Consider the following 26,292-nt stretch of genomic DNA (forward strand, 5'->3'; position numbering starts at 1 on the left):
CATGTTTCCCAGGAGGGAAAGCCGCTTAACGGCGGCGGAAGGAAGGATCGTAACCATGTACGTAGCAAATGACTGGAAAGATTATGAAGTGATGGATACCGGAAACGGGGAAAAACTGGAGCGCTGGGGCGACGTGATTTTGCGCCGGCCCGATCCGCAAATCATCTGGCCGATCGAGAGCGAGGACAAACGGTGGCGCGACGTGCACGGCCATTATCACCGCAGTTCCTCCGGCGGCGGCCAGTGGGAAATGAAGAAGCAGATTCCCGACCGCTGGACCGTTTCCTACGATCGGCTGAAATTTTATATTCGCCCCACCAACTTTAAGCATACCGGGCTGTTCCCGGAACAAGCGGCCAACTGGCGCTGGATGATGGACAAGATCGCTGCGGCGGGCCGGCCGATTTCAGTGCTCAATCTGTTTGCTTACACCGGGGGCGCGTCGGTCGCGGCCGCTTCCGCCGGCGCTTCGGTCGTGCACGTCGACGCGGCCAAAGGCATGGTCCAATGGGCCAAAGAGAACCTGGCGCTCTCCGGCCTTGGCGACCGGCCGGTCCGCTTCATTACGGACGACGTGTTCAAGTTCGTGCAGCGGGAGCAGCGGCGCGGCAACCGCTATGACGCGATCATCATGGACCCGCCGTCCTACGGGCGGGGCCCGGGCGGCGAGATGTGGAAGCTGGAGCAAAGCCTGTATCCGTTTGTGGAATCGTGCATGTCGATTTTATCGGACAAACCGCTGTTTTTCCTGATCAACTCTTATACGACCGGGATATCGCCAACCGTGCTGCACAACATCTTATCGATGACCGTGAAGCGCCGGTTCGGCGGGCGGATTTCCGCCGGGGAGCTGGGCCTGCCGATCACCGCATCCGGACTGCATCTGCCCTGCGGCATTCTCGGGCGCTGGGAGGAGTAAACGATGATGGATGCCGGAGCAAAACGGACGACGGGACAGCCGGAGATGGCCATCCTGTTCGAGGACAACCATCTGCTCGGGATCGAAAAACCGGTGAACGTGCCGACCCAGGAGGATGCCAGCGGCGACCCGGATCTTCTGAACCTGCTGAAGGAGGATCTCAAGCGGCGCTACCGGAAGCCCGGCAACGTCTACCTGGGGCTGGTGCACCGGCTGGACCGCCCCGTCGGCGGCGCGATGATCTTCGCCAAGACGTCGAAAGCGGCCTCGCGGCTGGCCGAAGCGGTGCGCAGCCGCCGTTTCAGCAAAACGTACGTGGCCGTCGTGCACGGCACTCCACCGCAGCGCCAGGGGCGTCTGACCGACACGCTGCTGAAGGACGAGCGCACCAATACGGTGGCCGTCGTTCCGGCCGGGACGCCGGGCGGCAAAGAGGCGCGGCTCGATTATAAAGTGCTCGGCGTGTCGGCCGAGGAGCGCCTTAGCCTGGTGCAGGTGGAGCTGCACACCGGCAGGCCGCATCAGATCCGCGTGCAGTTAAGCCGGATCGGCTGCCCGCTGTACGGCGACCAGAAATACGGCGCGGCCTTGAACAAACCCGGCCAGCAAATCGCCTTATGGTCGCTGTATGTGGGTTTTTTGCATCCGGTCGGCAAGCAGCCCGTCGACCTGGTCTCGCTGCCGCCCCGCCAGTATCCCTGGCAGCAGTGGGAGGAGCGCGTATACACCAATCTGGCGGCAATGCTTCAGGCGGGAGATAACGGTTTTTGAGGTTTGGACGGCAACAACAAGACGGCGGGATGTTTGGATTTCCGGTAATCCAAACATCCCGCCTCTATTTGGTTCGCTCCTTGGTTCGCTCCTTGGTTTGCTCCTTGGTTTGGCTCCTTAATTCGCGCCTCGGTTCGCGCCTGATTTGCCGCTGTTATGCCGTTATTTCGTACCGGAAATTTTCCCCAATAAATAAACAAGCAGCTGCTGATTGTGGGTCGAAATGCGGTCAAGCACGCCGCTCAAATAATCGTTCCTAACGGATACGCCGCGCTCTACCTCTTGCTGTCCTTTTTCCGTGATCGATATCCAGACGTTGCGCCGGTCATGTTCATCGCGGTCGCGCCGGATCAATTCGCCCCGTTCCATCCGGTCCAGCAGCATCGTTACCGCCGCCGGCGTCGTCGATAAGTGCGGAATCAAATCGGATGGCTTCAGATTGCCCTGCTGCGTGAGCAGCTCCAGCACGTTTAATTGCGACATCGTCAGCGTCGGAGCCAGTTCCTCCTCCATATGGTCCTGATAATCCTTCACGATGAGATCCAGCAATTTGGCAAATTCAGCGGTATGCAATCCTATCCCTCCCTGCTTCACATCATAAAATAAATTCGCCCTCAAAAGTGGAAATTCCTGCTTGTCCGCTCCGCCGATTCAGATGAACGCCAAAAACGGCCATCCGCGGCCGGCGGCTGCCGGGCGGATGACCGTTTTGATTCGGTTCCTCTCAGAATCATTTCACACTCTTGCCTAACTCACGCCATTTCTTTAGTTCAACTTATATGGCTTAAAACCGAGACCAGTGCTTGACAAAATAAATTATGATAGCGTTCGTGTCCTGGTATCCCTGCATGCTGCTTTGCACAATTATCCCTTTTGTTCAGAGGGTAGAGGGTGGGGGCTAATCACAAACCTATTTTCTTCTCCTGAATTTATCTTCCTCTCTGCTTCCGGATCAAATGGGATAATCGTGCAAAGCGTCCGGACAGCGGATGTTGATCTGCCGATATTTCTTGCCACATCGGTTATCGGCCTCCCTGTCAAGCGCTGATTATTAGGTTGAGCCACTTATATAGATTCGTTTTATTTAACAGCATGTCTCCAGCCGTAAGGATCACGGAACACCCCCCGCTGAATTCCGGTGAGTTCGTTGTACAATTTCTCGGAAAGCGCTCCCGTTTTGCCCCCGGAAATTTCTATTTCACGGTCTTCCCATTTCATCCAGCCGATTGGAGAAATGACCGCCGCCGTCCCTGTCCCAAACGCTTCTTCCAGCTCGCCCCGGCGGCCGGCTTCAAACAGCTCGTCGATGCCGATGCGCCGCTCCTCCACCGGAATCCCCCATTCGCGCAGCAAATGCAGCACCGAATCCCGGGTAATGCCCGCCAGGATGCTTCCGCTCAGTTCCGGTGTAACCACCTTTCCGTTCACTTTAAAAAACACGTTCATGCTGCCGACTTCTTCGATGTATTTTTTCTCCACCCCATCCAGCCAGAGCACCTGCGAAAATCCGAATTGCTTGGCATCCTCCTGGGCTTTGAGCCCGGATGCGTAATTCCCCGACGTCTTGGCCTCGCCGGTGCCTCCGCGCACGGCCCGCACGTATTGATCCTCCACATAAATCCGCACCGGATGGATTCCTTCCGAATAATAGGCCCCGACCGGCGTTAAAATCACGATAAACTGATATTCCCGGGCTGCCCGGACCCCGAGGCCCGCTTCCGTCGCGATCATAAAGGGACGAATGTACAGCGAATTCCCTTCGCCTTCGGGAACCCAGGCCTCATCCAGCTCAATCAGCTTGCAAATCGCCTCCAGGACCGGGCCGGCCTCGAGCCCGGGCATACCCATGCGGACGCACGATGCGTTCATCCGCCGCAAATTCATCTCGGGCCGGAACAAAACAACGTTCCCTTCCGGTGTACGGTACGCCTTCATGCCTTCGAACACTTCCTGACCATAATGAAACACCATCGCCGACGGGTCCAGCGATAGCGGTCCGTAAGGCACGATTCGCAGGTCGTGCCAGCCTTTTTCTTCCGAATAATCCATCAGCAGCATATGATCGGTAAAATACCGGCCAAAACCAAGCTGATCCGCAGGCGGCATCGGTTTTTTGTTTGAATTAAGCGTAATTTTCAACTGATCCATGTTTCGCATCCTCTTTTCTTATCCAATTGTGTTTTATTTACTATAACGATATCCCTTTCATTGATCAATGACATAATATCGATTATAATCATAGAAATTATCTATTATTACGATGAAAAATCGGAGGTTGCATTGTGGAGCATCGTTTGCTGGAATACTTTATCGCCTTGGGGGAAGAGCTGCATTTTACCAAAGCCGCGGACCGGCTCGGCATTAGCCAGCCTACGCTCAGCCACCAAATCCGGCTCCTCGAACAGGAGTTGGGCACTCCTTTGTTTCAACGCTCCGGTAAAAAAAATTACTTGACCCAAGCGGGACAAGTACTAATGGAGCATGCCCGCCGCGTCATTTACGAGCTGGAGCAGGCCAAGCTGGAAATCGGCCAGCTCAGCGGCATGAAGCGCGGCCACTTGAGGATCGGCTGCTCCGGCAACCATCTGCTCGAGAGCAAGCTGATCTCGTTCCATCGGCAGTACCCTGGCATCAAGCTGTCCGTGGTCGAGCTGGCCACCGAGGAAACGCACGCCGGGCTGCTCGGCAATCAGCTTGATCTCGGCGTCGTGTTTCTGCCGCTGGAGGACGAGCAACTCGTGAGCCGGCCGCTGTTCGACGAGGAACTCGTGCTTGTCGCGTCCCGCCGGCATGAACTCGCCGAGCTGCCCGAAGTGCCGCTCGAACAACTGAGCCGCATTCCGCTCATTCTGTTCCCGCCCAAATTTTTCGTGCGCCAGCTGTTTGATGCGGCCTGCGCCGCCAACGGCATCTCCTTGAAGCCGGTGATGGAGCTGTCAACCATGGATTCCCAGGTGCGGATGGCCCGCAGCAATGTCGGCGGAACGATTCTTCCCGCTTCTTACGCCTGGACGCTGGACGGTACCCTCATGGGGAGATTGGGCGACGGCTCCGGCGATGGGTTTGGCGATAGGTTTGGCGATATCGCCATCATTCCGCTTGCCGAGCCGGCTCCGCGCAAACAAGTCGGTTTGGTCTACCGCAAAAATACGTTTATGGACGCCACCCTGGAGGCATTTATCCGGCATCTGAGCGGGTAGGCCGGAACGCTTCACAGCTTCGGGCCGATTCGCCCTATTTGACATCTTAGTTTCTCTTTTTGCACTGGCGTTGCATGAAACTTTTGCTTAAGGTTTCTTTACAAGCGTTGGCTTTCGAATCGATACTGTCCGCCCGCTGGAAATCTAACGGTTGTGAGCGACGCTATTTGCCTGAATCCAAGCAAGGATTACCGGTTTTCAGCGAAATAAGCTCCATGGCAACCGTTACAATTTGAAATCAACCGTATTGGAACTAATAGCGCCTGTGGCAACCGTTAGAATATTGGTGTGCCCCGAAAATGTATTTTGCCAGATTTAAATGCAACGCTAGTGGACTTTTCGGCCTTTTTAGCCAAATAAGAACGCACCTGTGCTTTTAGAATTTGAAACGCTGTCTTTTCGGACCAATAAGGGCGTTCATGCCCGGTAGCCGCCTCCCGGTGCCTGGGCCTGGGTTGGGCGGTGTTGGTTGGAGAAATCCAATAGATTGCCGGAAACCGCTCGCAATTGGGGGCCCCATTGGAAATATCCGATCAGCCGCTATATTTGCCACTAAGTCCTCGATTCTATTGGATAGTTCCAATCACAATATCCGACTTATGGAGCTTGTCCCTTCCACACCGACTGACTGGTTAGCCGCATTCACACCGCAAGGCAAAAAGCTTCGCGCACGTTGCACAGAGAGCACATCCGCGCGCGAAGCTTTTTTTGCCGTTTCTCCAACTGGTTTGCACCTTATTCCTTAATGAAGAAATCGACGATCTCATCGTTTTTGTCGATCGGCGCCAGCGCTTTGCCAATCGATTTCCGGTCGGCGAGCGGTGCGTCTTCCGAACTGAAGTTATGCATTTGGCCTTCCTTCGTCACCGCCGTAAGCGTCGCCGGCTCTTTGCAGTGAATGCCGCCGACCAGCCGGCTGCCGTTCGGCTTGACCCGCTTGCCTTCCTTGAACTCGAACGTCTGCACGCCCTTGCCGCCCCGGCTCTGGAGCGGGTAATCGAGCAGCAGGCTGCGTTTGCCGTAGCCGAGGTCGGAAACGACCAGAATTTCGCCTTCCTCGCCTTCCACCCAAAGGGCGGCGACGACCTCGTCGTCGTCCTTCAGGTTGATGCCGCGCACTCCCGCAGCGACGCGGCCCATCGCATTAACTTCGCTTTCGGCGAACCGGATCGCCATCCCCTGCTTCGTCAGCAGCACAATTTCCTGCCGTCCCCGGCTTACCGTCACGTTCAGCACCTCATCGCCGTCGCCCAGCTTGCAGGCCGCCACCGCGCCGGTGCGTTTCGTTTCGTAATCCTTCAGCTCGGTACGCTTCACCTGGCCGCGCTTTGTCACGAATACCAGGGAGAGCTCCGCATCTTCGTCAAAGCTGCGCAGCGGCACGACGCTGACGATCCGGTCTTCCTTGGCCAGCGGAATGACGTTGACCAGCGCCGTCCCGTTGTCCTTCCATTTGAACTCCGGAATTTGATGGACCGGCAGCAGGAAATACTGTCCCCGCTGCGTGAAGATCAGCAGATTTTGCAGCGTATCGACCTCAAACAGATGTTTGATGTAGTCGCCTTCCTTCACCCCGGAGCCGTCCCGCTCGCCGCCGGAGCGCGTAAAAGAAAGCATGCTGGTCCGCTTGATATAACCTTCGTTCGAGAGCGTGACGAGCACGTCCTCCTGCGCCACCAGCACCTCCAGGTTGACCTTCAGTTCCTCCACTTCGTCCTGGATCACCGAGCGCCGGTCGATTCCGTATTTCTCGCGGATTTCCAGCAGCTCTTTTCTGATCAGCGCGATCAGCTTCTTGTCGCTCTCCAGAATGCCGCGCAGCACCGTGATTTTCTTCTGGATCTCATCCAGCTCTTTCTGCAGCGATGTGATTTCCAGATTGGTTAAACGGTACAGCTGCAAGGTCAAAATCGCGTCCGCCTGGCGCTCCGTAAAGCCAAACATCCACTGCAAATTGTTTTGCGCGTCCTGGCGGTTTTTGGAGGCTTTGATCGCCTCGATCACTTCGTCCAGAATGTTCAGCGCCTTAACGAGGCCTTCGAGCACATGGGCGCGGTCCTCCAGCTTCTCCAGCTCGTATTGCGTGCGGTAGGTTACGACCTCGCGCTGGTGGGCGATGTAGGCTTCCAGCATCGCCTTAAGGCCAAGCTGGCGCGGCGCCCGGTTGACGATCGCCACCATGTTGAAATTGTACGTCACCTGCAGATCGGTTTTCTTCAGCAAATAAGCGAGGATTCCCTGCGCATCCGCGTCCTTCTTCAGCTCCACGACGATGCGCAGCCCGTTCCGGCCGCTTTCGTCGCGGACCTCGGCGATCCCGTCCACCTTTTTCTCCAGCCGGATGTTTTCCATCGCCGACACCAGCCGGGATTTCACAACCTGGTAAGGAATTTCCGTGATGACGATCTGCTGCTTGCCGCCGCGCAGCGTTTCGATCTCCGTTTTCGAGCGCAGATAAATCCGGCCTTTCCCGGTCTCGTAAGCCTCGCGGATGCCCTCTTCGCCCATGATGATTCCGCCGGTCGGGAAATCCGGGCCTTTGATGAACAAACGGATTTCCTCCAGCGTCAGCCCCGGCTTTTCCATCAGTGCAATGCAGGCATCGATCACCTCGCGCAGATTGTGCGTCGGGATTTCCGTCGCAAACCCGGCCGAAATGCCGCTGACCCCGTTGACCAGCAGGTTCGGGAACCGCGACGGCAGCACTACCGGCTCCTTCGCCGTGTTGTCGAAGTTATCCTTGAACGGTACCGTGCGTTTTTCGATATCGCGCAGCATTTCCATGGCGATCGGCGACAATCTCGCTTCGGTGTAACGCATCGCCGCCGCCGGATCATCGTCCTGGGAGCCCCAGTTGCCGTGGCCGTCGATCAGGACATGGCCCATCTTCCACGGCTGCGCCATCCGCACCATGCCCTCGTAAATCGAAGAGTCCCCGTGCGGATGGTAATTCCCCATCACGTCCCCGACCGTTTTGGCCGATTTGCGGTACGGCTTATCCGGCGTATTGCCGGCATCGTACATCGCGTACAAAATCCGCCGCTGCACCGGCTTCAGCCCGTCGCGCACATCGGGGATCGCGCGGTCCTGAATAATATATTTGGAATACCGGCCAAAGCGGTCGCCCACAACCTCTTCCAGAAACGCCGGCAAAAAATTTTCCAGCATGCTCACATCAATTCACCTTCTATTCCTCAAACTCCGTGAAATCCACGTTTTCCACGATCCAGCGCTTGCGCGGATCGACCTTGTCCCCCATCAGCGTAGACACGCGTCGCTCCGCTTTGGCGGCGTCTTCGATCTGCACCTGCAGCATGGTCCGGGTTTCCGGATTCATCGTCGTTTCCCACAGCTGCTCGGGGTTCATTTCCCCCAATCCTTTGTAGCGCTGCAGCTCGAAATTTTTGCCGAATTCCTTCAAATAATTTTGCAGCTGTTCGTCGCTCCAGGCGTACCGCACCGTCTCCAGCTTGCCGGAACGGCGGGTGATTTTGTACAGCGGCGGCTGGGCGATATACACCCGGCCCGCATCGATCAGCGGCTTCATGTACCGGTAAAAGAACGTCAGCAGCAGCACCTGGATATGCGCTCCGTCCGTATCGGCGTCGGTCATGATGATGATCTTGGAATAATTGCTGTCTTCCACGGCAAATTCCGTCCCGATCCCCGCGCCGATCGCGTTAATGATCGCCCGGTACTCGTCGTTTTTCAGGATGTCCGCCAGCTTCGCTTTCTCCGGATTCATCGGCTTGCCCTTCAGCGGCAAGATCGCCTGAATCTTGGAATCGCGTCCCTGCTTCGCCGATCCGCCGGCGGAGTCGCCTTCGACGATAAACAGCTCGGTGCGCGTAAAATCCTTCGATTGCGCCGGCGTCAGCTTGCCGCCGAGGTTCGAGCTCTCGCTCTTCTTCTTTCCCGAGCGCATTTCGTCGCGCGCCTTCCGCGCCGCTTCCCGCGCCTTCGAGGCCTGGATCGCTTTTTTGATCAGCGTCTGGGCGACCTGCGGATTCTCCTCGAGGAACAGCGCCATCTTCTCGCTGACGACGGCGTCGACCGCGCTGCGCGCCGAAGCGCTGCCGAGCTGGTCCTTCGTTTGTCCGACGAACTCGACCTCGGACATCTTCACGCTGATGACGGCCATCATGCCTTCGCGCAAATCGTTGCCCTCGAGGTTTTTCTCCTTCTCTTTGAGCATGCCGTTCTTTCGCGCATACTCATTCATGACCCGGGTATAAGCCGTTTTGAAGCCCGTTTCGTGCGTCCCCCCGCCTCTTGTGGGAATCGAGTTTACAAAAGAGGCCAACGTTTCGGTGTAGCCCGAATTATATTGGAGGGCGACCTCCACCTCGATGTCGTCCCGCTCGGCGTAGAAATGCACGACGTCGTGCAGCACGTCTTTGCCGTCGTTCAGAAACTCGACGAACTGGCTCGCTCCGCCTTCATAAAAAAACTCGTCGAAACGGTCGGACCGCTCATCTTTTAACGTTACCTTCAGGCCCGAGTTGAGAAAAGCGATCTCCTGCAAACGTTCCGCGAGCGTATCGTAATTGAGGCCGATCCCGCCGGTGAACACGCGAATATCCGGCTTGAACGTCACCTTCGTCCCGGTTTTGTTCGTATTGCCGATAACCTCAAGTCCAGTAACCGGTTCGCCGACATGTTCAATTCCTTTATCGTCGACCCAATATTCAAACCGCATCCGGTGGATTTTGCCCTCCCGGTAAATATGAACTTCCAGCCACTCGGACAACGCGTTGGTCACCGATGCGCCAACCCCGTGCAAACCGCCGGACTTCTTGTAACCCGCCCCGCCGAATTTTCCGCCGGCATGCAGTATCGTATAAACGACCTGCGGCGTAGGAATGCCGGTTTTGTGCATCCCGGTCGGGATGCCGCGCCCGTTGTCGACAACGGTCACCGAGCCGTCCTTATGCAGGGTAATGTCGATTTTGGAGCAAAACTTGGCCAGATGCTCGTCGACGGCATTATCCACTATCTCCCATACCAAATGATGAAGACCCGACGAGCTCGTACTGCCAATGTACATACCTGGCCGTTTGCGTACCGCGACAAGCCCTTCGAGCACTTGAATGTCGTCCGCGTCGTATCCCGAAGACGGCTTGCCGGAATTCGGTCCGGCGACGTCCTCGAACAAATCGATTTGTTCCGCCATTCACGCTCCCCCTTTAACTTCTTTATGTAATCTTCTTTTAAGATCAACTTCATGATATTCTTCGTGATCAAAAGATGACTTTCTGAACTGCCTCTTAATGCATGAAATGCAAACAGATGTTTTGTGGTCCTTGTCCATTTTAATTCAACATATCCTGTTTCGTAAAGACGAGGAATGAAACTAGGAGCGCCGCGCCCCCCCAAACGGCAAGTACAATCAGTGAAAATCCGAGCGTCATTCCTTCGATCGGCGCCGGCGTCCCCGACAAATAATTCGTTAAGCCAAGGTTGACCATAAACAGATATTTGGCGCTCGTCCAGGCGGAAGCCATGTTGGATAAAATGTTCCCGGCGATCAGCGCCGCCATCATAATGACGATGCTCGCCGAAGTGCTGCGGACCAGCACCGACACCATAAACGCCAGACAAGCGACCACGACGCTGACGAACCAGATTAATCCGGTCTGCATGAGGATATATTGCCACTGCGGCACCGCGTGTACTCCCGAGATGTCCACCTCCGCGCCGTGCAGCTGAAACCCGGTAAATACGGGCATGGTAAGCCCGGCGTATCCGAAAAACAAGCCGGAGATCAGATAGCAGATGACGCAGGTCGCCACGATGATCAGCGACACGAACATCAGCAGGGCAATCAGTTTGCCGAGCAGGATTTTCCAGCGGCGGATCGGCCGGGTGAGCAGCATTTTAATCGTCCCGCTGGTTCGCTCCGAGGACACGATATCCGACCCGACGCCCATAATCAGCAGCGGAATGAACAGGGCCCCTGCATTGTCCAGAAATTCCCGGGTAAACGTCACCCCGCCGGGCTGCTGCGGATTTACGTCATGCTCCAAATAATATTTCATCTGCTGAATATAGATTTGCCGATATTTTTTCCACTCCTCCGGCACCCGGTCGCTGCCCAGCGAGTTTTGGTTGTCCGTAATCGCCTGCTGCACTTCCCGGCGCCAGTCGCTGCCGTATTTCTCCCGCTTCTCCATGGACTCGCGCAGCTGCGCGTAAGCAAACATCGGCACCAGGACGAGCAGAACGAGCAAAATAACATAAAACCGCTTTTTACGGATCATCTTGATCGTTTCATTTTTCACCAAAGGAAGAATGTTATTCAAAGCTCTCACCTTCCGTCATTTGCAAAAACAGCTGCTCCAGCGTCGGATTGACCTTTTGTACGGCCCGGACCCGCACTCCTTCCCGCACCAATAAAGGCACAAGCTCAGCTGACTTCTCCGGCTGCATCCGGGTGACCAGGGCCGACTTCCCGATCCCCGCGATAATGGCGTCATCGAGCACATGCTCGGCTTCCTCGAAAATATCGACCCCGGCTGCGCGCAGCAGCTTTGCCCCCCGCTCGCGCGGTTCAAGCTCCCAGACGACATAGTTGGTGCTTTCCTGAATCAATTCTTCGACTTTGCCGACCGTCAGCACGCGGCCCCGGCTAATGATCGCCACCCGGTCGCACAACAGCTGAATTTCGCTCAGCAAATGGCTGGACACGAACACGGCCAATCCTTCCGCCGCCAACCGCCGGATAAAATCGCGCATCTCTTTGATCCCTTTAGGATCCAGCCCGTTGGTCGGTTCATCCAAGATAAGCAGCTTCGGCCGCCCCAGCAAAGCCTGGGCGATCCCCAGCCGCTGCCGCATCCCCAGCGAATAGGTCTTCACCTTATCATTGATCCGCCCGTCCAAACCGACGATGCGAACTACCTCGCCGATCCGCCCTGCGTCTACGCCCGGCAACATCCGGGCAAATTGCTCCAGGTTTTCCCGGCCTGTCAAATAGGAATAAACCTCCGGATTCTCCACAATGGAGCCGACATACCGCAGCGCGAGCTCAGGCTCCCGCTGCACATCGTATCCGCAGATGGAAACTTGGCCTGCGGTCGGACGAATCAGGTCGACCAGCATGCGGATCGTCGTCGTTTTCCCGGCGCCGTTCGGACCGAGAAAACCAAAAATCTCCCCCTCTTTAATGTCGAACGTTACCTCATGAACAATCCATTTGCGGCGGATTTTTTTCTTAAGACCCCGTACCGACAGGACCACTTGCCGCTCATCCAACGCCGCTTCCCGATGCTGTGCCATCGCAGTAGCCCCCTTCGTTGATGTCCGTTTATTTTTGCCCGATGCTCTGCACGATCCGTGCGGCGATCGCCTCATAGCCGTCTCCGTTGGGATGAAAATGGTCGCTCGACAAATACCGGGCCGAGTTGTGCGTAAATAAATCATAGGTTGGAATCACCAAAGTTCCATTATAGGGAGCCAACGCTTTTAGCGCCATCTCATTCCAGCGCATAACCGCGTCGTCTCCAAGCTCGCGCATCTCCTTCAGGTCGGAAAACGGGTTGTACAGGCTGACATAAACCAACGTGGCCTGCGGGTTGATTTCATGCAGCTTCCCTACCGCCTCCCGGAAGAAATCCGACGCTTTCGTGATCGAGGCATGCAGTTCCGACGGCGTGGGCAGTTGTTCCCCCGAGGTCAGTTGCTCCGCCCCATTAAACAGATCGTTGCCGCCTATGGACAGCAGGATGATCCCCGACTGTCCCAGCGCGTACCTTACGCCCTGATCATCCAGCGACGCAAGCAGTTCCTCCGTCGACATCCCATTGATCCCGAGATTGTTGATGAGCATGGAGGATGTCCCTTGCTGCTTCAGCAATTCCACCGTTCTGCGGGCAAATCCGTTCCCGGTATCGTCACCGGTGCCCTTCGCCAGCGAATCCCCGATGGCCGTCACATCCCAGCTTCCGGCTGCGGCGGGCTGCTCCGTTTTAGGCGGCACAGCGCTTTCGGGGCCGTTCAAAAACGCCGGCTGGGCGATATCCAATACGGCAAAAAGGAAACCGGACAGCAGCAGCAACGTCGATATGGCGGAAAAAAGTCCGGCGACCCGCCAAATCCGAGAACTCGATCCCATCGATATCCTTCCTCCCGTTTTCGTCATATTCCGTTATTTTAACCTATCCAACTTATGTAAATAACATAAAACTTCTTGTTGGAAGATGCAAATGACCGCGGATCAACATTTATTTTATTTATTTCGAAAAGTATTTTGAGCCTCCAACATGGCTAGAGCCGCTGTGCCTTTCCGTTCAACATCACAGGAAAAGCAAAGCTATGGGTCCCCATTCGGCGATAAAAAAACTGCCGAGATTATACTCGGCAGTCTGGGCAGTGCCTCGCGCACTGCCTGAATTTATGCCTGCTTTAGCCTCTAACTGCCTCGAATGACCTTCACGTCGGCCGGAATCACTTTGGTTCCTTCATACAGCATAAACCGCCCGTTTTGCCATTCGATGCGCAGCAGCTTCCCGTCGTCGGACTGGTACTGCCAGACATGCTGCTCGCCGCCCTGCATAAAAGGGGTTCTGCCGACGACCGCAACGTATCCGCCGTACTCCTCCTCAAGATGATACAGGGTGCCGTCCAGCTCCATTTGCCCCGGGACCTCCGACGGATCGTCGAGGCGACCGTCAATCGGCAGATAGAGCTGATATTGCAGCGTCTCACGCTCCTCGATGAGCAGGTAGCCGATCCGGCTGCCGTCCTGCAGCGTCAAAACGACGGCGTTGCGGCTGCGGTTGTTTACCCGCCCGGTCACTTCATAAGATACGAGCGAAACCTCGCAAATATCTCCCGGAGCCAGCGACAGCATGCTTTTCTCCGCCAGCGGCGGCTCCGGCTTGGCGAACAGATTGCCGATTCTCTTCCAAACGCTCATCTTCGGTCAAGCCTCACTTCTTGGTTCGTCGTCGTTATTTCTTGTCCTCGTATTGCTTCATCAAAGCGGCCAATTCCGCTTCTACCTCGCTGTCTTTGTTCAGGCTGGCGAATTCCTCGTCCAGGGACTTGCCTTTCGAGGCCAGCTCGTTGCTGGCTTCCGCCTGCGCTTCCATCTGCAGCATTTTTTCTTCCATCCGCTTCAGGCCGCTGGCCGCAGTGTCCGAATTAAAACCGCCGATCGCCTTGTTGATTTCGTTCTGGGCTTTGGCCGCGTTATAACGCGCCACCAGCGTTTCGCGTTTATTTTTCATTTCCGTCAACTGTTTGCGCATTTCGTCCAGCTTGGCGCGGAGATTGTCGGCCGCCGCTTTGTTTTGCTCATAGCTGGCTTTGTATTCCGCCGCCTTCGCTTCGGCCGCTTTCTTCTCTTCCAGGGCGCGGCGGGCCAAATCGACGTTTTGCGCCTGGGCCGCCGTGTGGGCTTGCTGGGTACGTTTTTCGACGAGCGCCTGCTGCTCTTCATACAAGCCTTTGAATTTCTTTTCGATGGCGATTTGCGCGGCTACCGCTTTTTCCGCATCCTCCAGGTCCTCCTGCATGTCACGGATATATTGGTCCGTCAGTTTGACCGGATCTTCCGCCTTGTCGATCAGAGCGTTAATATTGGACATCGTCAAGTCGCGCAATCTTTTAAAAATCGACATGGTTAAATTTCCTCCCCAAATGGTTTTGCTTGCTTGATTAATGTTTACGTAGGGCGAAGGAGGAAGGTTTCGCGTTTATTAAAAATTTTTAGCACAGGGATGAAAAAGCCGCCAGAGCGACAGCTCCGACGGTCTTGTTTCGGCAAAACTTCATGCTTGCTTCAGCGCTGCCGCGAGCTCCGTGAAAATAACGCCCAGCGCGTGAGCGCCCGCGTCCGGATAACCGAGGCTGCGTTCGCCTACCGTGCCCGCTCGGCCCATGCGAGCGACGATATCCGCCGTTTGCCGCGCACCGCGCACCGCCGCCTCCGCCGCCTTGGCCGCCGCCGTCACGATATCGTCGCCTTGAGCGGCGCTCTGCGTCCAGGCATCCGCGCACGGCGCGAGCGCATCGATCAGCGTCTTGTCCCCCACGACGGCGCCGCGTCCAAAAGAGCGTTCCCCCGTCGCCTGAACTCCGCGCACCGCCGCCTGCATCAGCTCGGCCATATCGGCCGTGCTCAGCCGGTCTTTGGCGCCGGCCGCTTTGCCGGCCGCCCGGAAGGCCGAGCCCCAAATCGGACCGGAGGCGCCGCCGCAATGCTCCATGATCACCAGGGAGCACGCTTCAAGAAAAGCGCCGATCCGCTCCCCGTGGCCGGCGACGAGCTCTCGCCACTCGCGCTTCAACTGCTTGAAGCCCTTGGCCACGCTCATCCCGAAATCGCCGTCTCCGGCATGGGCGTCGAGCTCGCAGAACGGCACTTCATTTGCAATGATGATTTCGCTCATCTTGTCGACCAGGAAGATCATATTCCGCGCGTCGATCCCGTTGCCGCGAATCAAGGCGGCTTCCGCCGGGGTTTCCGCGATGTAAGAGACCTCCTCCCCGCCGCGCTTCTCCTCAAAGATATCCGCATAATCGACGCCTCCGGCGGGGCCGCTCATTGGAAAGGCCGGCGCTTCGCTCTCCGCGAACAACAAGCGCTTCAATTCAGCGTCCAGCTTCATGATCGAGACGGACGCCCCGGCCATATCGATGCTGGTCATATAATTGCCGACAAAGGTCCGGCAAATGTTCAGGCCAGGCCGCTTGACCAGCTCCCGCGTCACCGCATGATTGAGAATGTACAGCTCCTGCAAAGGCGTGGCCCCGAAGCCGTTGATCAGCAGCGCGATCTCCTGCTCCTGCCCGCCGTCGATGTGCAGATCCTTCAGCAGCGCGGCGACCATCCGCTCAGCCAGCACATCCGCAGATGCGATGCGCTCGCGCTGGATGCCCGGCTCTCCGTGAATGCCGACGCCGAATTCCATCTCGTCCGCGGCGATGTCGAACGTCGGCGTCCCCTTGGCCGGCACGGTGCAGGAGGTCAGGGCGAAGCCGATGCTGCGCACGCTGGAGGCGGCCTTTTCGGCGGCAGCCTTGACTTCCCGCAAACTCCGCCCCTCCTCTGCTGCCGCGCCGGCGATCTTGTGGACCAGCACCGTCCCGGCGACGCCGCGTCGGCCTACCGTGTAAAGACTGTCCTGTACGGCAATGTCGTCCTCGACCCGGACGTATTCCACTTCAATGCCATCCTCGCTCGCCAGAAAGGCGGCATTTTTGAAGTTCATCATATCCCCGCTGTAGTTCTTGATGATCAGCAAAGCTCCCCGCTCGCCGGCCGTCGCCTTGATCGCCTGATAGACCTGGATTTGGGAAGGCGAGGCGAAAACATCGCCGCACACGGCCGCATCCAGCATTCCCCGGCCCACGAATCCGGCGTGGGCGGGCTCATGCCCGCTCCCCCCGCCGCTGATCAGGCTGACTTTGCGCTTGTTGATCCGCTTCTTCTTGATAATCTTATATTTCTTGACGAATTCAAGTTCGGGCTGCGCCAGCGCGATGCCGCCGCACATTTCCGCCACGACCGTCTCAGCCCGGTTGATGATTTTCTTCATCGATGCGCCTCCTTCGCGGCTTTATACTGCTTGCCGATGCGGTCCGCCGTAGCGATCGCCGCAGCCACCTGCTCCACCGTGACCGGGAACGGCATCGAATGGATCGATTCCTCCGGAATGCAGGCCTTCTCGGCGACTTGCCGCAGCTCGTCGTCACTGATCGAAGCGACGCCGATATCCTCCAGGCATACCGGCAAGCCCACGGAGAGACAGAAGTCGAGCACTTGCCGCATCTCTTCATCGGAAGCGTTTTCAAGCACCATTTGGGCCAGCGTCCCGAACGCTACTTTTTCCCCGTGGTAGTAGTGATGTGTTCCCTCCAAAATCGTCAGCCCGTCGTGGATCGCATGGGCGCCGGCCAAGCCGCCGCTTTCGAAGCCGAGACCGGACAGCAGGATGTTCGTCTCCACAATATTCTCCAGCGCTTGCGTCACCTGATTGGCGTCGCAGGCCGCTTTGGCTTTGGCGCCGTCCTTTAGCAGCATTTCGTAGCACAGCGTCGCCAGCGTCAGCGCCGCGTTCGTCCCCACGGCCGGCGGACAAACGCCTTCCCGGGTTCCCATCGGCAAACTGGCATTGACTCGCGAATAAGAGTTGGACGTGGCCCGAGCTTCAAAATAAGTGGACAAAGCGTCGCCCATTCCGGAGACGAGAAAACGAGTCGGCGCCTTGGCGATCACGGTCGTATCCACCAGGACGACGCTCGGGCTTTGCTTGAAATAAGCATAATCGTCGAACGCTCCCTCCGGCGTGTACAGCACGGCGGAATGGCTGGTGGGCGCGTCCGTCGCCGCAATCGTCGGGCAGATGATCAGCGCTTCGCCCTGCGCCACGCATTTCGCGGCATCGATCGCCTTCCCGCCGCCGAGTCCGACCGTGCAAGTGCACCCCTTCTCCTCGGCGATCTGCTGCAGCCGTGCCACTTCCTGGCGCGAACATTCGCCCATAAAACCGCTTTCAACAAACGCAATTCCGAACTGCTTCGCCGTAGCGTCCAGTTTATCTTTCACGCGGGCCACATCGTCGCGATGGGCAATCAACAGCGCGGACGTTCCGAAAGAGCGGACAAAATAGCCGAGTTGAAGCAATTCGTCCTCGCCTTGCACATACTTGGTAGGGCTGATAAACGCTTTTCTCATCTTCTTTTCCTCCTTGGTTGGATCAAAATTGGATTGATGACTTCGATTATAGACGAGAAACCGCAGCTTGATAGGGGAATAACATGACAGGAAATTATAATTCCCAATCGTAAAATTTTGCACTTTCCCGGATAAATGGTATTCTAATGACATAAGTTCACCGGGAGGTGCGAAATCATGATTCAGGAGCATCTGCGCATTCATAAAATCCTTGACATGCAAAAATGGAAGCGGCTTCAAGAGTCGCTGGCGACCGTCACAAACCTGGCCATTCTGACCGTCGATTACAAGGGCAACCCCGTCACGAGCCACAGCGGATGCCGGCCCTTCTGCCAGCAGGTGCGCAAAGACCCGAATCTCCTGCGGTTCTGTCTGAAATGCGACTCCCGCGGGGGACTTGAGTCCGTACGCTCCAACTCGCCTTACGTTTATCTGTGCCACTTCAACATCATCGACATCGCCATCCCGATCTCGGTGGATGACAAATATATCGGCGCGGTGATGGCCGGTCAGGTGAGATTGTCCGATCCGGAAAACGCCCGCGAACTCGAGCAGATTCTGAGTCTGCAGGATTCCGAGCTGTACCGGATCAAACGCGCCGAACTCGGACATTTATACGACGAGCTTCCGGTCATGAGCTACGAGGAGGTCGTCAAAGTTTCCAATATGCTGTTCCTGCTGTGCAACTATATTGTGGAAGAGGCGCTGAACAAGAACCTGCTGATCGAAATGTTCGAAAAAGCGTACGGGCAAGGCGAAACTCTCAACATCTCCACCATTCTGCCCGGCTACTCGATCAAAAATATCGAATCAATCAAAAAAGAGATGACCAACGCCATCGCCGACGCCTATTTGAAAAATGCGGACTCCGAATCCTATGTTTGTGCGAACAAGGCGCTCCAGCCCGCTTTTGCCTACATTTACCGCAACAAAAGCGAGCAGGTCACGCTTAAGCAAATGGCGGAGCTATGCCACCTCAGTCCAAGTTATTTCAGCAGATTGTTCACCAAAGAGACAGGCGAGAATTTCACGACTTATCTGGCCAGATTGAAGATCAGTTGGGCCAAGCAACTGCTGGGGGTCACCGATATGCCCGTAGCCCAGATCAGCGATGAGCTGGGCTTTAATGAACCGGGGTATTTTATCAAAACGTTCAAGAAGTTCGAGGACATCACGCCGGCCCTATACCGAAAATATTACAAACCTCCGGTATAGAGCGGCGACGGGGTATAGCGATCATTTGCCGATAAATTCCTGCACCCAATACCCGTTGTAGTATCCGACGCCGATCAGTTTATAATTCGGGTTCAGTATGTTCGCTTTATGTCCCGGACTGTTCATCCAATCCCTTACGGCTTCCTTTGCCGATCGCTGGCCTTTGGCGATATTTTCTCCGGCATAAAGGAACGTGATATTGGACGCGTCCATCATGTCGAAGGGCGAGCCGTATTTCGGGGAAATATGATCGAAGTAATTGTTTTTGTACATATCGATCGCTTTGGTTTTGGCCATTTTGGTCAAATTGGTATGTATGATGAGCGGTTTCAGCCCCGCCGCGATTCGTTCTTTATTGACAAGCGCCACGACCTGGGACGCGTTTTCCGTTTGTATGCGGGCATAAGCCGCTGCCAATGATTGGTTGTTGGACGCAGCCGCATGAGCCGAGTTGCCGCCTCCGTGAACTGGCCCCAGCAACGTGGTCAGGAGGGAGATAAACAGCCCTGCCGTTACGATTTTTTTGCTCCGTTTGCCCATGACCTAAAACTCCTTCTCAGCCGGATGGGTGCCCGGCTTTTTTCTCTGTTCTTGTCACATTTTAACATATAGCCGGTCCTGATGCGCGTCCAAAACATGGAAAAATTGCTTTTTTGACGCCTATCCAATTAAACGATTGGTTGGGTAAATAGATATAAAGTTAGTTGTATGATTTACACTTTTGCCCGCCATCCGCTGAAGAGGTGTCTGGCTCAACCTTATAACCCTTGCTTGCCAGCCAAGTCGCAAACCGATCGTGGGCAAGAAACGCGGAAGGGCGTTGAAAGCTTGAGGATAGGGAAGTGGGGGGAGGGACGGCAGATCAACACTCACTGTCCGGAGACTTTGCACGATTATCCCGTTTGATCAGGTTACAGAGAGAAAGACAAGCTTGGGATAAAAAATATTTGGTGGGAAAGCAGATAGGTTCGAGATAATTTAGACGGGTTTAGAAGAAGGAATCAGGTTTAGGGGAGGTAAAACAGACCGGACAAGAGATCAAGACAGGAGATCAAGGACAAGACGCGAAGGAAACGAAAAGACCGTGATTTTGCTGTAGCCTGAACCCTTCCATCTGCAGCAACGCTTGAACTGTTCATGCTAATCCCTACCCATTAAGTTGATCCGCATCAAGTAACCCCCACCGTTCAAACATCACGATCAGGCCGCAGCCGCAAGGGGCTGGTTCGGTTGGCGTGCGATCAGCCGGCGGTAAGGGATCGCCGGAATCGCCACACACATGCGCAGTAACTTCTGCCGCATCGTTTCTTCCGCTCCGGGCAGTCCTCCGGGCAGGCGCAGCCGGCGGCGTCCGGTGTATTCGTTCCAGGTACGCCTGCAGATGCTTCAGCCCCAAGGCTCCATACGTACTCTTCAGCGATTCCCACGCCTCTCTCACCACTCTCCGCAAGGGCGCATACAGCCGAAAGGCCTGAGGGAACAACTGTACCGCCGATGTACGGACATCCACATGCCCGTTGATGAACTCGGTTAGCTCTTGACGGTCTGCCCTTTTTTCACCTCCCCGCTTATGCGGCACCAGGCGGATTTTGACCTGCTCCGGCTCGCCCGACTCCGTGACCGTGCAGCCGGCTACGACCGCCGAGGCGTACGGATGCGAAAGCTGACACCGGGACGGATTACGCCCATACTGATCGCTGTTCACCTTCACGTCTCCGGAGAGCAGCTCCCGGGCATCGGACTCCCCCACGGCATGGCGTATTTTGTGCAGCATCGACCAGGCGGTCTTGTAGGTGACCCGGATCACCTTGCTCAGCCGCAGCGCCGAGATGCCGCCCTCCAGCAGGAATAAATCCAGGGCCTCGAACCACTTGAGCAAGGGCAGATGCGTTCCTTCAAAAATCGTACCGACCAAAGGCGATGTTTGATGCTTGCACTTTACGCACTCGAACAAGGGGATATGCCGGGAAGTCAGACGGCTGCACCGGGTGTGAGGGCAGCGCGGGCAGACGAAGCCGTTTGGCCACTTCATCGCGATTAGCGCCTCCATGCAGTCCTGCTCGCTGTTAAAACGGCTGCTGAATGGTTGAAGTTCCGTTCCCGCAATGACTTCCATATCCGCTCGCCCCCGAATCAAGAATACACGAACATAAGTTCCATTTATTTCATTATACCAAACACGCGTTCTCTTATCAAGCCGAAAATCTCACTTGAACCGCCTCATTTTTTCCCATCTTTTTTGTTTATTTCTCCTCTCTTTTTCGGAACCCTTGCTCTCTCCCCCCAACCCCTGTTCCATGAACGAAAGGGATAATCGTGCAAAGGCAGGCAGCAGGCGGGGACACCACGGCACAAACGTTTAAGACATTCCCCTTTAGACAGCCCCCTCACCTGGCGTCGATTTATGATACTGCTCAAAACGTCTACGGTGCAAAAGGTAGATCCGCTGACCCCGCCGGATCGTGACGCCTCTGCATCGTTGACGCTTCCTCCGGCAATGGATGCTGCTTTACCCAGCCACATCAAGGCGAGTCTGCCGATTTTTTGCTGCGAAAGTTGAGTTATAAGTCTATAATCTTCAAAAAAGGACGCCGCTGTGGCGTCCTCAGAGCGTAAAACTATTCAAACGTTACTTCCTGCTTGCGTACTTGCGCATATCGAACGCTACGGCGGCGACGATAATCGCGCCTTTGATGATTTGCTGCCAATAAGGGCCGACGCCGACGAAAGTCAAGCCGTAGTTGATGACGGTAAAAATGAGCACCCCGGCCATGATGCCCGGCACGGTGCCGATCCCGCCGGTAGTCGAAACGCCGCCGACGACGCAGGCCGCGATGGCGTCAAGCTCGTACATGTTCCCGTAGTTGTTCGTCGCGCCGCCGGTTCTCGCCGCTTCCAGCACTCCGGCAAGGCCGTACAGGGCGCCGGCGATCGAGTAGATCAGGATCAGGTTTCTGGCCACGTTGATCCCGGAAACCTTGGCCGCCTGCTCATTGCCGCCGATGGCGTACATGTTTTTGCCGAGCCGCGTTTTATTGAACAGAACCCACACGATAAAGCAGACCGCAATCGCGATCAGGACGATATAAGGAATGGAGGAATTCCCGTTTCCGAACAAGCTTCCCGAACCGATCGTCGTAAAATCGCCGCGCAAACCGCCGATCGGCTGCGACTGGTTCGGCTCCGTGTCGAAATACAGCGAGTTGATCCCGTAAATCGCGACCATGGTGCCGAGCGTGGCGATGAACGGCGGAACCTTGAATTTGGAAACGATGATGCCGTTAATAAGGCCAAAAACTAAACCTACCGCAATCGCGATCAAAACCGGAACGAACAGCGGAAGCTCCGGCAAGTTCGGGAAGAAACGCCGCGCATAATCAGCTTCTTGCAGCATGGAAGCCGACACGACCGCCGTCAAACCGACCATCCGCCCGGCGGACAGGTCCGTCCCCCCGGTTATGAGTATAAAGGCGACGCCGAGCGCGATGATCACCCTGGTCGAGGACTGAATCAAGATGTCGCGCAGGGTATTTAATCCGATAAAGCTGGGGTCATATACGGCAATGCCAATCAATAGTACGGCCAAAACGATATATATCGCGTTTTCGGTCACAAAACCTTGAATTTTTTTCGTATTCATGATTTTCTCCTCCTCCTTTAAGCCTTAATGCTGGGCCGCCAAACGCATAACTTCTTGTTCCGTGGCCTTGTATCCATCCAAAATCCCGGTCAGGCGGCCTTCGGACATAACCATGACACGGTCGGACATCCCCAGCAGTTCGGGCATCTCGGATGAAATCATGATGATGCTTTTGCCTTGCTGCGCCAAATCCGCAATAATGGTGTAAATTTCGTATTTCGCTCCGACGTCGATGCCGCGCGTAGGTTCGTCCAGCAGCAGAATATCCGGTTCGGTGAGCAGCCATCTGGCCAGCAGCACCTTTTGCTGATTTCCCCCGGAGAGGTTCATGATGAGCGTTTTGGACGACGGCGTTTTGGTCCGCAGCTTTTCAACCATCTGGTTAACCTCGGTTTTCTTCCTCCGTTCGTCCAGCAGGCCATAAGGCTTCACGTAACGTCTGAGGTTGGCGATCGCCCCGTTTTCGTGAACGGACAGCACCGGGAAAATCCCCGTCGTGCGGCGTTCCTCGGTCAGCAGGGCCAAACCGTGCTTTTTGGCTTCGCCGGCACTGCGGATTTTCACCTGCTTCCCGTTAATCGAAATCGTACCCGATTTGATCTCGCGAAGCCCAAACAACGCTTCGATCAGTTCGGTCCGCTGCGCCCCGACCAATCCGCCGATGCCGAGAATTTCCCCTTTGCGCAGTTCGAACGAAACGTCCTTGAACGACCTTGGATCGATCGACGTCAAATTTTCCACTTTCATAACGACGCCGTTCGGTACGTTGTGCCGATCCGGAAACCGCTGGGTCAAATCGCGGCCGACCATTTTGGAGATGATCAGGTCGGTGGTCATTTCCGCCGCCGGCCAGGTGCCGATCTTTTTCCCGTCGCGCATGATCGTCACATCGTCGGAGATCCGCAAAATTTCTTCCATTTTATGTGAAATGTAAATGATGGCGACGCCGCGACTCTTCAGGTCGTTAATGATGCGGAACAGATGCTCCACCTCGACGCTGGTCAAGGATGACGTCGGTTCGTCCATCACAATAATTTGCGAATTAAACGATACGGCCTTGGCAATCTCGATCGATTGCACTTTGGAAACCGACAGCTTGCCGACGATCGTATCGGGTTGCAAATCGATATCAAGCTGCTTAAACAGCTCTTCCGTGTCCTTGTACATCTTCTTGTGATCAATGAATTGAAAAGGACCCCATCCTATACGCGGAAAACGGCCAAGCCAAATATTTTCCATCACATTGCGGAAAGGCACCGGATGCAGCTCCTGATGAATCATCGAAACGCCGAGCTTCAAGGCATCGCTGGAATTGCCGATTTCCGCTTTTTGCCCCTTGATAAAAATCTCTCCGCCGTCCGGCTTGTAAATGCCGAACAGGCATTTCATAAGCGTCGATTTGCCCGCCCCGTTTTCGCCCATCAGCGCGTGTACGGTGCCGGGTCTCACCTGCAGCGTTACCCCGTCCAGCGCTTTAACGCCGGGAAATTCCTTGGAGATGCCCTTCATCTCCAGCATAAATTTCGGTTCAGCCATCCTTTATCGCCCCTTTCTATGGTCTAATAAACTTTAGAGGCCAGTTTCGTTTCCTCCGGCATCCTATCCCTGTAAAAAGAACCGGGAGGTTCGCACCGTGTGGCGCTAAAGCCTCCCATGAACCTTATGATGATGAGAAGCGCTGCCCAGCAGGCCGCCGCATAGCTTATTTGAAGTCGGCCGCGTTTTCCTTCGTCACTTTTTGGTACGGAATCCAGACGTATTGATTGTCGGTGATTTCAAATCCGACGGAGTCTTTGTTCACTTCCTCGCCTTTGGCCAGCAGGGAGGCAAGCGTTACGGCGGCTTTACCCTGGTTCTCGGCGTCGTTGAGCACCGTTCCCAGCATCGTGCCTTGTTCAAGCGCCTGAATCGCCGGAGCCGTGGCGTCTACGCCGACAACCGGCATGTACTTGTCGCCCGTGAAGTAGCCGGCCGCTTTCAAAGCTTCGATTGCGCCCAGCGCCATATCGTCGTTGTTGGCCAGCACGGCTTCGATTTTGTCGCCGTTTGCGGCAAGGAACGCGGCCATTTTTTCCTGGCCTTTTACGCGGTCCCACATCGCCGTGTCTTCAGCGACTTTCTCCACTTTGATACCGGCGTCTTCAATCGCCTGCACGGAAAACTGCGTGCGCAGCTCGGCGTCCTGGTGTCCAGGTTCGCCTTTCAGCATGACGTACTGCAGCACGCCGTCGCCGTTTTTGTCGGCTTCAGGATGCGATTTCCAGTAGTCCACGATGATTTGTCCGGACAGGGTGCCGGATTCTTCGGCTTTCGCGCCGACATAATACACTTTGTCCCATTTCTTCATATCTTCCGGCAGCGGCTCGCGGTTCAGGAACACCACCGGCGTATCCTTCGCTTTCGCCTTGTCGATAATGACGCCTGCCGCCGTCCGGTCCACCGGATTGACGATCAGCGCGTTCGTCTTTTTCGTTAGGAACAAATCGATCTTGTCGTTTTGCGTCGGCTGCGAGTTTTGGCTGTCTACGATATCCACCTTTGCGATGCCGTCCGCGTTTTTCTCGATCGCGTTGCGGACGCCGGTCATAAACGTATCGTCAAATTTGTAAATCGCCACGCCGACGTTCGGCGTTGAGCTTCCTCCTCCGTTGCCGCCGCCGCTCGCCGAGCTCCCGCCGTTGGAGCAGCCCGCCATCGTTGCGCCCAGCATGGCCGCAGCCAACATTACCGTAGTCATCTTTTTCATTCGTATCTGACCTCCTGCATCGTTTTGGATTTCTGTAAGTTCTCCCTTGGATACGTTTTCATTATGCAACGGTTTGTGTCGTATTCGAATCTAAAATTCTGAGATGTTCTATAAAAATTCTAATGAGGTTGATGTGGAAAACGAAAAACAGCAAGCCGTTCGGAAGGTTCCGAACGGCTTGCTGCCGATTGTTTCTGCTGCCAAGGGTTAACGCATCCCTTCTGCGGCATATCTTCCCTGCTCGGGGACCGCGAGCTCTTCAAAATGCTCGGCAAGACGCCTCAGCCCGGCGCGCAAGGCTTCCCCGCCAAGCGGCTGCCCATGCCCGGTCACCGCCGACTCCGGCGAGAGCGCCGCCAAGCGCTCCACCGAACGCCCGGCCGCCGGCCAGTCCGGCGTAAAATACATCGGCGGACCGTGCACCTCCACCGTTTGCGCGGCTACGGCCAACGCCGATTCCTGCTTGACGGTGATGAAGGCGTCGCCGGCGATCAGGAATCGGTCCTGCTCGCGGAACAACGCGATGTGCCCCGGACTGTGTCCGGGCGTGTGAATCCATTTCCATTCGGGCATTCCGGGCACTTGGCCATCATCCGGCAATGGATGAACCCGCTCGCCCAAATCGATCGCCCGGTTGGGGTATAACGGAGCTACGCCCGCCATCAGGCCGCCGCCGACGGTAGGGTCGCCCTCCGGGTAATCTTTTCCCCCCGTTAAATAGGGCAGCTCCGCGGGGTGGGCATATACGGGTACATTCCATTTTTGCGCGAGCTCTTTCACGCCCCCGACATGATCGAAATGGCCGTGCGTCAAAACGATGCATGCCGGCGGCCGGTGAAAGACGGACTCGGCTTCCTCCGATAACGCTCCCGTCAAAGGCCCGATTCCGGTATCCACCAGCACCCAATCCCCTTGCTTCGCATTCCCGACGAAACAGACATTAACGATGAGCATGCGGACGCTCCATACATCTTCGGCCACCCGTACCGTATCCACCAATCCCGTGGCCAGCAAACTTCTTTCCATCGCGGATATCCTCCTAGGGCTAATAGTTACGCAGGTAAGGCGCGGTTACCCAGTAATATGCCCCGAGTCCGCCGTTTCCCCTCATTAATATAG

Annotated in this window: 21 protein-coding genes; 4 read left to right on the forward strand and 17 right to left on the reverse strand. The window is 55.9% G+C overall.

Annotated features, from left to right (window positions below; genetic code table 11):
• Window positions 1-55: 55 nt before the first annotated feature.
• Both NYE74_RS21825 and NYE74_RS21830 read left to right on the forward strand, forming a co-directional pair.
• Entirely contained in the window at window positions 56-919 is an 864-nt protein-coding gene (locus NYE74_RS21825; RefSeq protein ID WP_124332934.1) for a class I SAM-dependent methyltransferase, read from the forward strand.
• A gap of 6 nt (window positions 920-925) precedes the next feature.
• Window positions 926-1,690 (forward strand): RluA family pseudouridine synthase, encoded by a 765-nt coding sequence (locus tag NYE74_RS21830; protein ID WP_036628302.1) that lies wholly within the window; start codon window positions 926-928, stop codon window positions 1,688-1,690.
• A gap of 162 nt (window positions 1,691-1,852) precedes the next feature.
• Here NYE74_RS21830 and NYE74_RS21835 read toward each other — a convergent pair whose 3' ends face one another.
• Together NYE74_RS21835 and NYE74_RS21840 are read right to left on the reverse strand one after the other, a co-directional pair.
• On the reverse strand, window positions 1,853-2,263 hold the full coding sequence (locus NYE74_RS21835) for a MarR family winged helix-turn-helix transcriptional regulator (RefSeq protein ID WP_036628303.1): 411 nt from the start codon (window positions 2,261-2,263) through the stop codon (window positions 1,853-1,855).
• A gap of 507 nt (window positions 2,264-2,770) precedes the next feature.
• Window positions 2,771-3,838: a branched-chain amino acid aminotransferase gene (locus NYE74_RS21840; RefSeq protein WP_155620661.1), complete on the reverse strand. Its 1,068-nt coding sequence runs from the start codon at window positions 3,836-3,838 to the stop codon at window positions 2,771-2,773.
• Window positions 3,839-3,972: 134 nt separating this feature from the next.
• Here NYE74_RS21840 and NYE74_RS21845 point away from each other — a divergent pair, with 134 nt between their 5' ends.
• A complete protein-coding gene (locus tag NYE74_RS21845) occupies window positions 3,973-4,890 on the forward strand; it encodes a LysR family transcriptional regulator (RefSeq protein ID WP_036623717.1) in 918 nt (305 codons plus the stop codon).
• Between the two features lie 735 nt (window positions 4,891-5,625).
• Here the strand turns inward: NYE74_RS21845 and gyrA are convergent.
• From gyrA to NYE74_RS21890, 9 genes are all read right to left on the reverse strand, one after another.
• On the reverse strand, window positions 5,626-8,064 hold the full coding sequence (gene gyrA, locus NYE74_RS21850) for a DNA gyrase subunit A (RefSeq protein ID WP_036623718.1): 2,439 nt from the start codon (window positions 8,062-8,064) through the stop codon (window positions 5,626-5,628).
• A gap of 13 nt (window positions 8,065-8,077) precedes the next feature.
• A complete protein-coding gene (gene parE / locus NYE74_RS21855; RefSeq protein ID WP_036623719.1) occupies window positions 8,078-10,063 on the reverse strand; it encodes a DNA topoisomerase IV subunit B in 1,986 nt (661 codons plus the stop codon).
• A gap of 139 nt (window positions 10,064-10,202) precedes the next feature.
• Window positions 10,203-11,192 carry an ABC transporter permease gene (locus NYE74_RS21860; RefSeq protein WP_316560956.1) on the reverse strand — a complete coding sequence of 330 codons (990 nt, stop codon included), beginning with the start codon at window positions 11,190-11,192 and terminating at the stop codon, window positions 10,203-10,205.
• Window positions 11,185-12,168 (reverse strand): ABC transporter ATP-binding protein, encoded by a 984-nt coding sequence (locus NYE74_RS21865; protein WP_082207819.1) that lies wholly within the window; start codon window positions 12,166-12,168, stop codon window positions 11,185-11,187. The genes NYE74_RS21860 and NYE74_RS21865 overlap by 8 nt, the downstream gene beginning before the upstream one ends.
• Before the next feature lie 28 nt (window positions 12,169-12,196).
• Window positions 12,197-13,003, reverse strand: coding sequence for a GDSL-type esterase/lipase family protein (locus NYE74_RS21870; protein ID WP_124332932.1), 807 nt, complete (start codon window positions 13,001-13,003; stop codon window positions 12,197-12,199).
• 297 nt (window positions 13,004-13,300) lie between these two features.
• A complete protein-coding gene (locus NYE74_RS21875; RefSeq protein ID WP_036623722.1) occupies window positions 13,301-13,807 on the reverse strand; it encodes a DUF4178 domain-containing protein in 507 nt (168 codons plus the stop codon).
• A 34-nt stretch (window positions 13,808-13,841) separates the two neighbouring features.
• On the reverse strand, window positions 13,842-14,513 hold the full coding sequence (locus tag NYE74_RS21880) for a PspA/IM30 family protein (protein WP_036623723.1): 672 nt from the start codon (window positions 14,511-14,513) through the stop codon (window positions 13,842-13,844).
• A gap of 150 nt (window positions 14,514-14,663) precedes the next feature.
• The gene (gene dhaK / locus NYE74_RS21885; RefSeq protein ID WP_036623724.1) at window positions 14,664-16,433 is read right to left on the reverse strand and encodes a dihydroxyacetone kinase subunit DhaK; all 1,770 of its coding nucleotides are present in this window, start codon (window positions 16,431-16,433) and stop codon (window positions 14,664-14,666) included.
• Complete coding sequence (locus NYE74_RS21890) at window positions 16,430-17,572, reverse strand: glycerol dehydrogenase (RefSeq protein WP_036623725.1); 1,143 nt, start codon at window positions 17,570-17,572, stop codon at window positions 16,430-16,432. Before NYE74_RS21890 ends, dhaK begins: the two co-directional genes overlap by 4 nt.
• Window positions 17,573-17,749: 177 nt before the next feature.
• Between NYE74_RS21890 and NYE74_RS21895 the strand changes: the two genes are divergently transcribed.
• Window positions 17,750-18,787, forward strand: coding sequence for a PocR ligand-binding domain-containing protein (locus NYE74_RS21895; protein ID WP_036623726.1), 1,038 nt, complete (start codon window positions 17,750-17,752; stop codon window positions 18,785-18,787).
• A 21-nt stretch (window positions 18,788-18,808) separates the two neighbouring features.
• On the opposite strand, the gene NYE74_RS21900 is transcribed toward NYE74_RS21895, so the two are convergent.
• The 6 genes from NYE74_RS21900 to NYE74_RS21925 form a co-directional block, all read right to left on the reverse strand.
• A complete protein-coding gene (locus tag NYE74_RS21900) occupies window positions 18,809-19,327 on the reverse strand; it encodes a CAP domain-containing protein (RefSeq protein ID WP_036623727.1) in 519 nt (172 codons plus the stop codon).
• 607 nt (window positions 19,328-19,934) lie between these two features.
• Complete coding sequence (locus tag NYE74_RS21905) at window positions 19,935-20,903, reverse strand: IS1595 family transposase (protein ID WP_341005173.1); 969 nt, start codon at window positions 20,901-20,903, stop codon at window positions 19,935-19,937.
• A gap of 513 nt (window positions 20,904-21,416) precedes the next feature.
• Window positions 21,417-22,427 (reverse strand): galactose/methyl galactoside ABC transporter permease MglC, encoded by a 1,011-nt coding sequence (gene mglC / locus NYE74_RS21910; protein WP_036623729.1) that lies wholly within the window; start codon window positions 22,425-22,427, stop codon window positions 21,417-21,419.
• Between the two features lie 24 nt (window positions 22,428-22,451).
• The gene (locus NYE74_RS21915) at window positions 22,452-23,963 is read right to left on the reverse strand and encodes a sugar ABC transporter ATP-binding protein (RefSeq protein WP_036623730.1); all 1,512 of its coding nucleotides are present in this window, start codon (window positions 23,961-23,963) and stop codon (window positions 22,452-22,454) included.
• Between the two features lie 166 nt (window positions 23,964-24,129).
• Entirely contained in the window at window positions 24,130-25,173 is a 1,044-nt protein-coding gene (locus NYE74_RS21920; protein ID WP_036623731.1) for a galactose ABC transporter substrate-binding protein, read from the reverse strand.
• 207 nt (window positions 25,174-25,380) lie between these two features.
• Entirely contained in the window at window positions 25,381-26,199 is an 819-nt protein-coding gene (locus NYE74_RS21925) for an MBL fold metallo-hydrolase (protein WP_051985499.1), read from the reverse strand.
• Window positions 26,200-26,292: the final 93 nt, after the last annotated feature.

It is taken from the genome of Paenibacillus sp. FSL P4-0127, from assembly GCF_038007325.1.
In the GTDB taxonomy this organism is placed as follows: Bacteria; Bacillota; Bacilli; order Paenibacillales; family Paenibacillaceae; genus Fontibacillus; species Fontibacillus macerans.

Coding starts and splice junctions, on each gene's coding strand:
- NYE74_RS21825 (WP_124332934.1), top strand. CDS start 56: ATGTACGTAGCAAATGACTGGAAAGATTATGAAGTGATGGATACCGGA.
- NYE74_RS21830 (WP_036628302.1), top strand. CDS start 926: ATGGATGCCGGAGCAAAACGGACGACGGGACAGCCGGAGATGGCCATC.
- NYE74_RS21840 (WP_155620661.1), bottom strand. CDS start 3,838: ATGGATCAGTTGAAAATTACGCTTAATTCAAACAAAAAACCGATGCCG.
- parE (WP_036623719.1), bottom strand. CDS start 10,063: ATGGCGGAACAAATCGATTTGTTCGAGGACGTCGCCGGACCGAATTCC.
- NYE74_RS21865 (WP_082207819.1), bottom strand. CDS start 12,168: ATGGCACAGCATCGGGAAGCGGCGTTGGATGAGCGGCAAGTGGTCCTG.
- NYE74_RS21870 (WP_124332932.1), bottom strand. CDS start 13,003: ATGGGATCGAGTTCTCGGATTTGGCGGGTCGCCGGACTTTTTTCCGCC.
- NYE74_RS21875 (WP_036623722.1), bottom strand. CDS start 13,807: ATGAGCGTTTGGAAGAGAATCGGCAATCTGTTCGCCAAGCCGGAGCCG.
- NYE74_RS21880 (WP_036623723.1), bottom strand. CDS start 14,513: ATGTCGATTTTTAAAAGATTGCGCGACTTGACGATGTCCAATATTAAC.
- dhaK (WP_036623724.1), bottom strand. CDS start 16,433: ATGAAGAAAATCATCAACCGGGCTGAGACGGTCGTGGCGGAAATGTGC.
- NYE74_RS21890 (WP_036623725.1), bottom strand. CDS start 17,572: ATGAGAAAAGCGTTTATCAGCCCTACCAAGTATGTGCAAGGCGAGGAC.
- NYE74_RS21895 (WP_036623726.1), top strand. CDS start 17,750: ATGATTCAGGAGCATCTGCGCATTCATAAAATCCTTGACATGCAAAAA.
- NYE74_RS21900 (WP_036623727.1), bottom strand. CDS start 19,327: ATGGGCAAACGGAGCAAAAAAATCGTAACGGCAGGGCTGTTTATCTCC.
- NYE74_RS21905 (WP_341005173.1), bottom strand. CDS start 20,903: ATGGAAGTCATTGCGGGAACGGAACTTCAACCATTCAGCAGCCGTTTT.
- mglC (WP_036623729.1), bottom strand. CDS start 22,427: ATGAATACGAAAAAAATTCAAGGTTTTGTGACCGAAAACGCGATATAT.
- NYE74_RS21915 (WP_036623730.1), bottom strand. CDS start 23,963: ATGGCTGAACCGAAATTTATGCTGGAGATGAAGGGCATCTCCAAGGAA.
- NYE74_RS21920 (WP_036623731.1), bottom strand. CDS start 25,173: ATGAAAAAGATGACTACGGTAATGTTGGCTGCGGCCATGCTGGGCGCA.
- NYE74_RS21925 (WP_051985499.1), bottom strand. CDS start 26,199: ATGGAAAGAAGTTTGCTGGCCACGGGATTGGTGGATACGGTACGGGTG.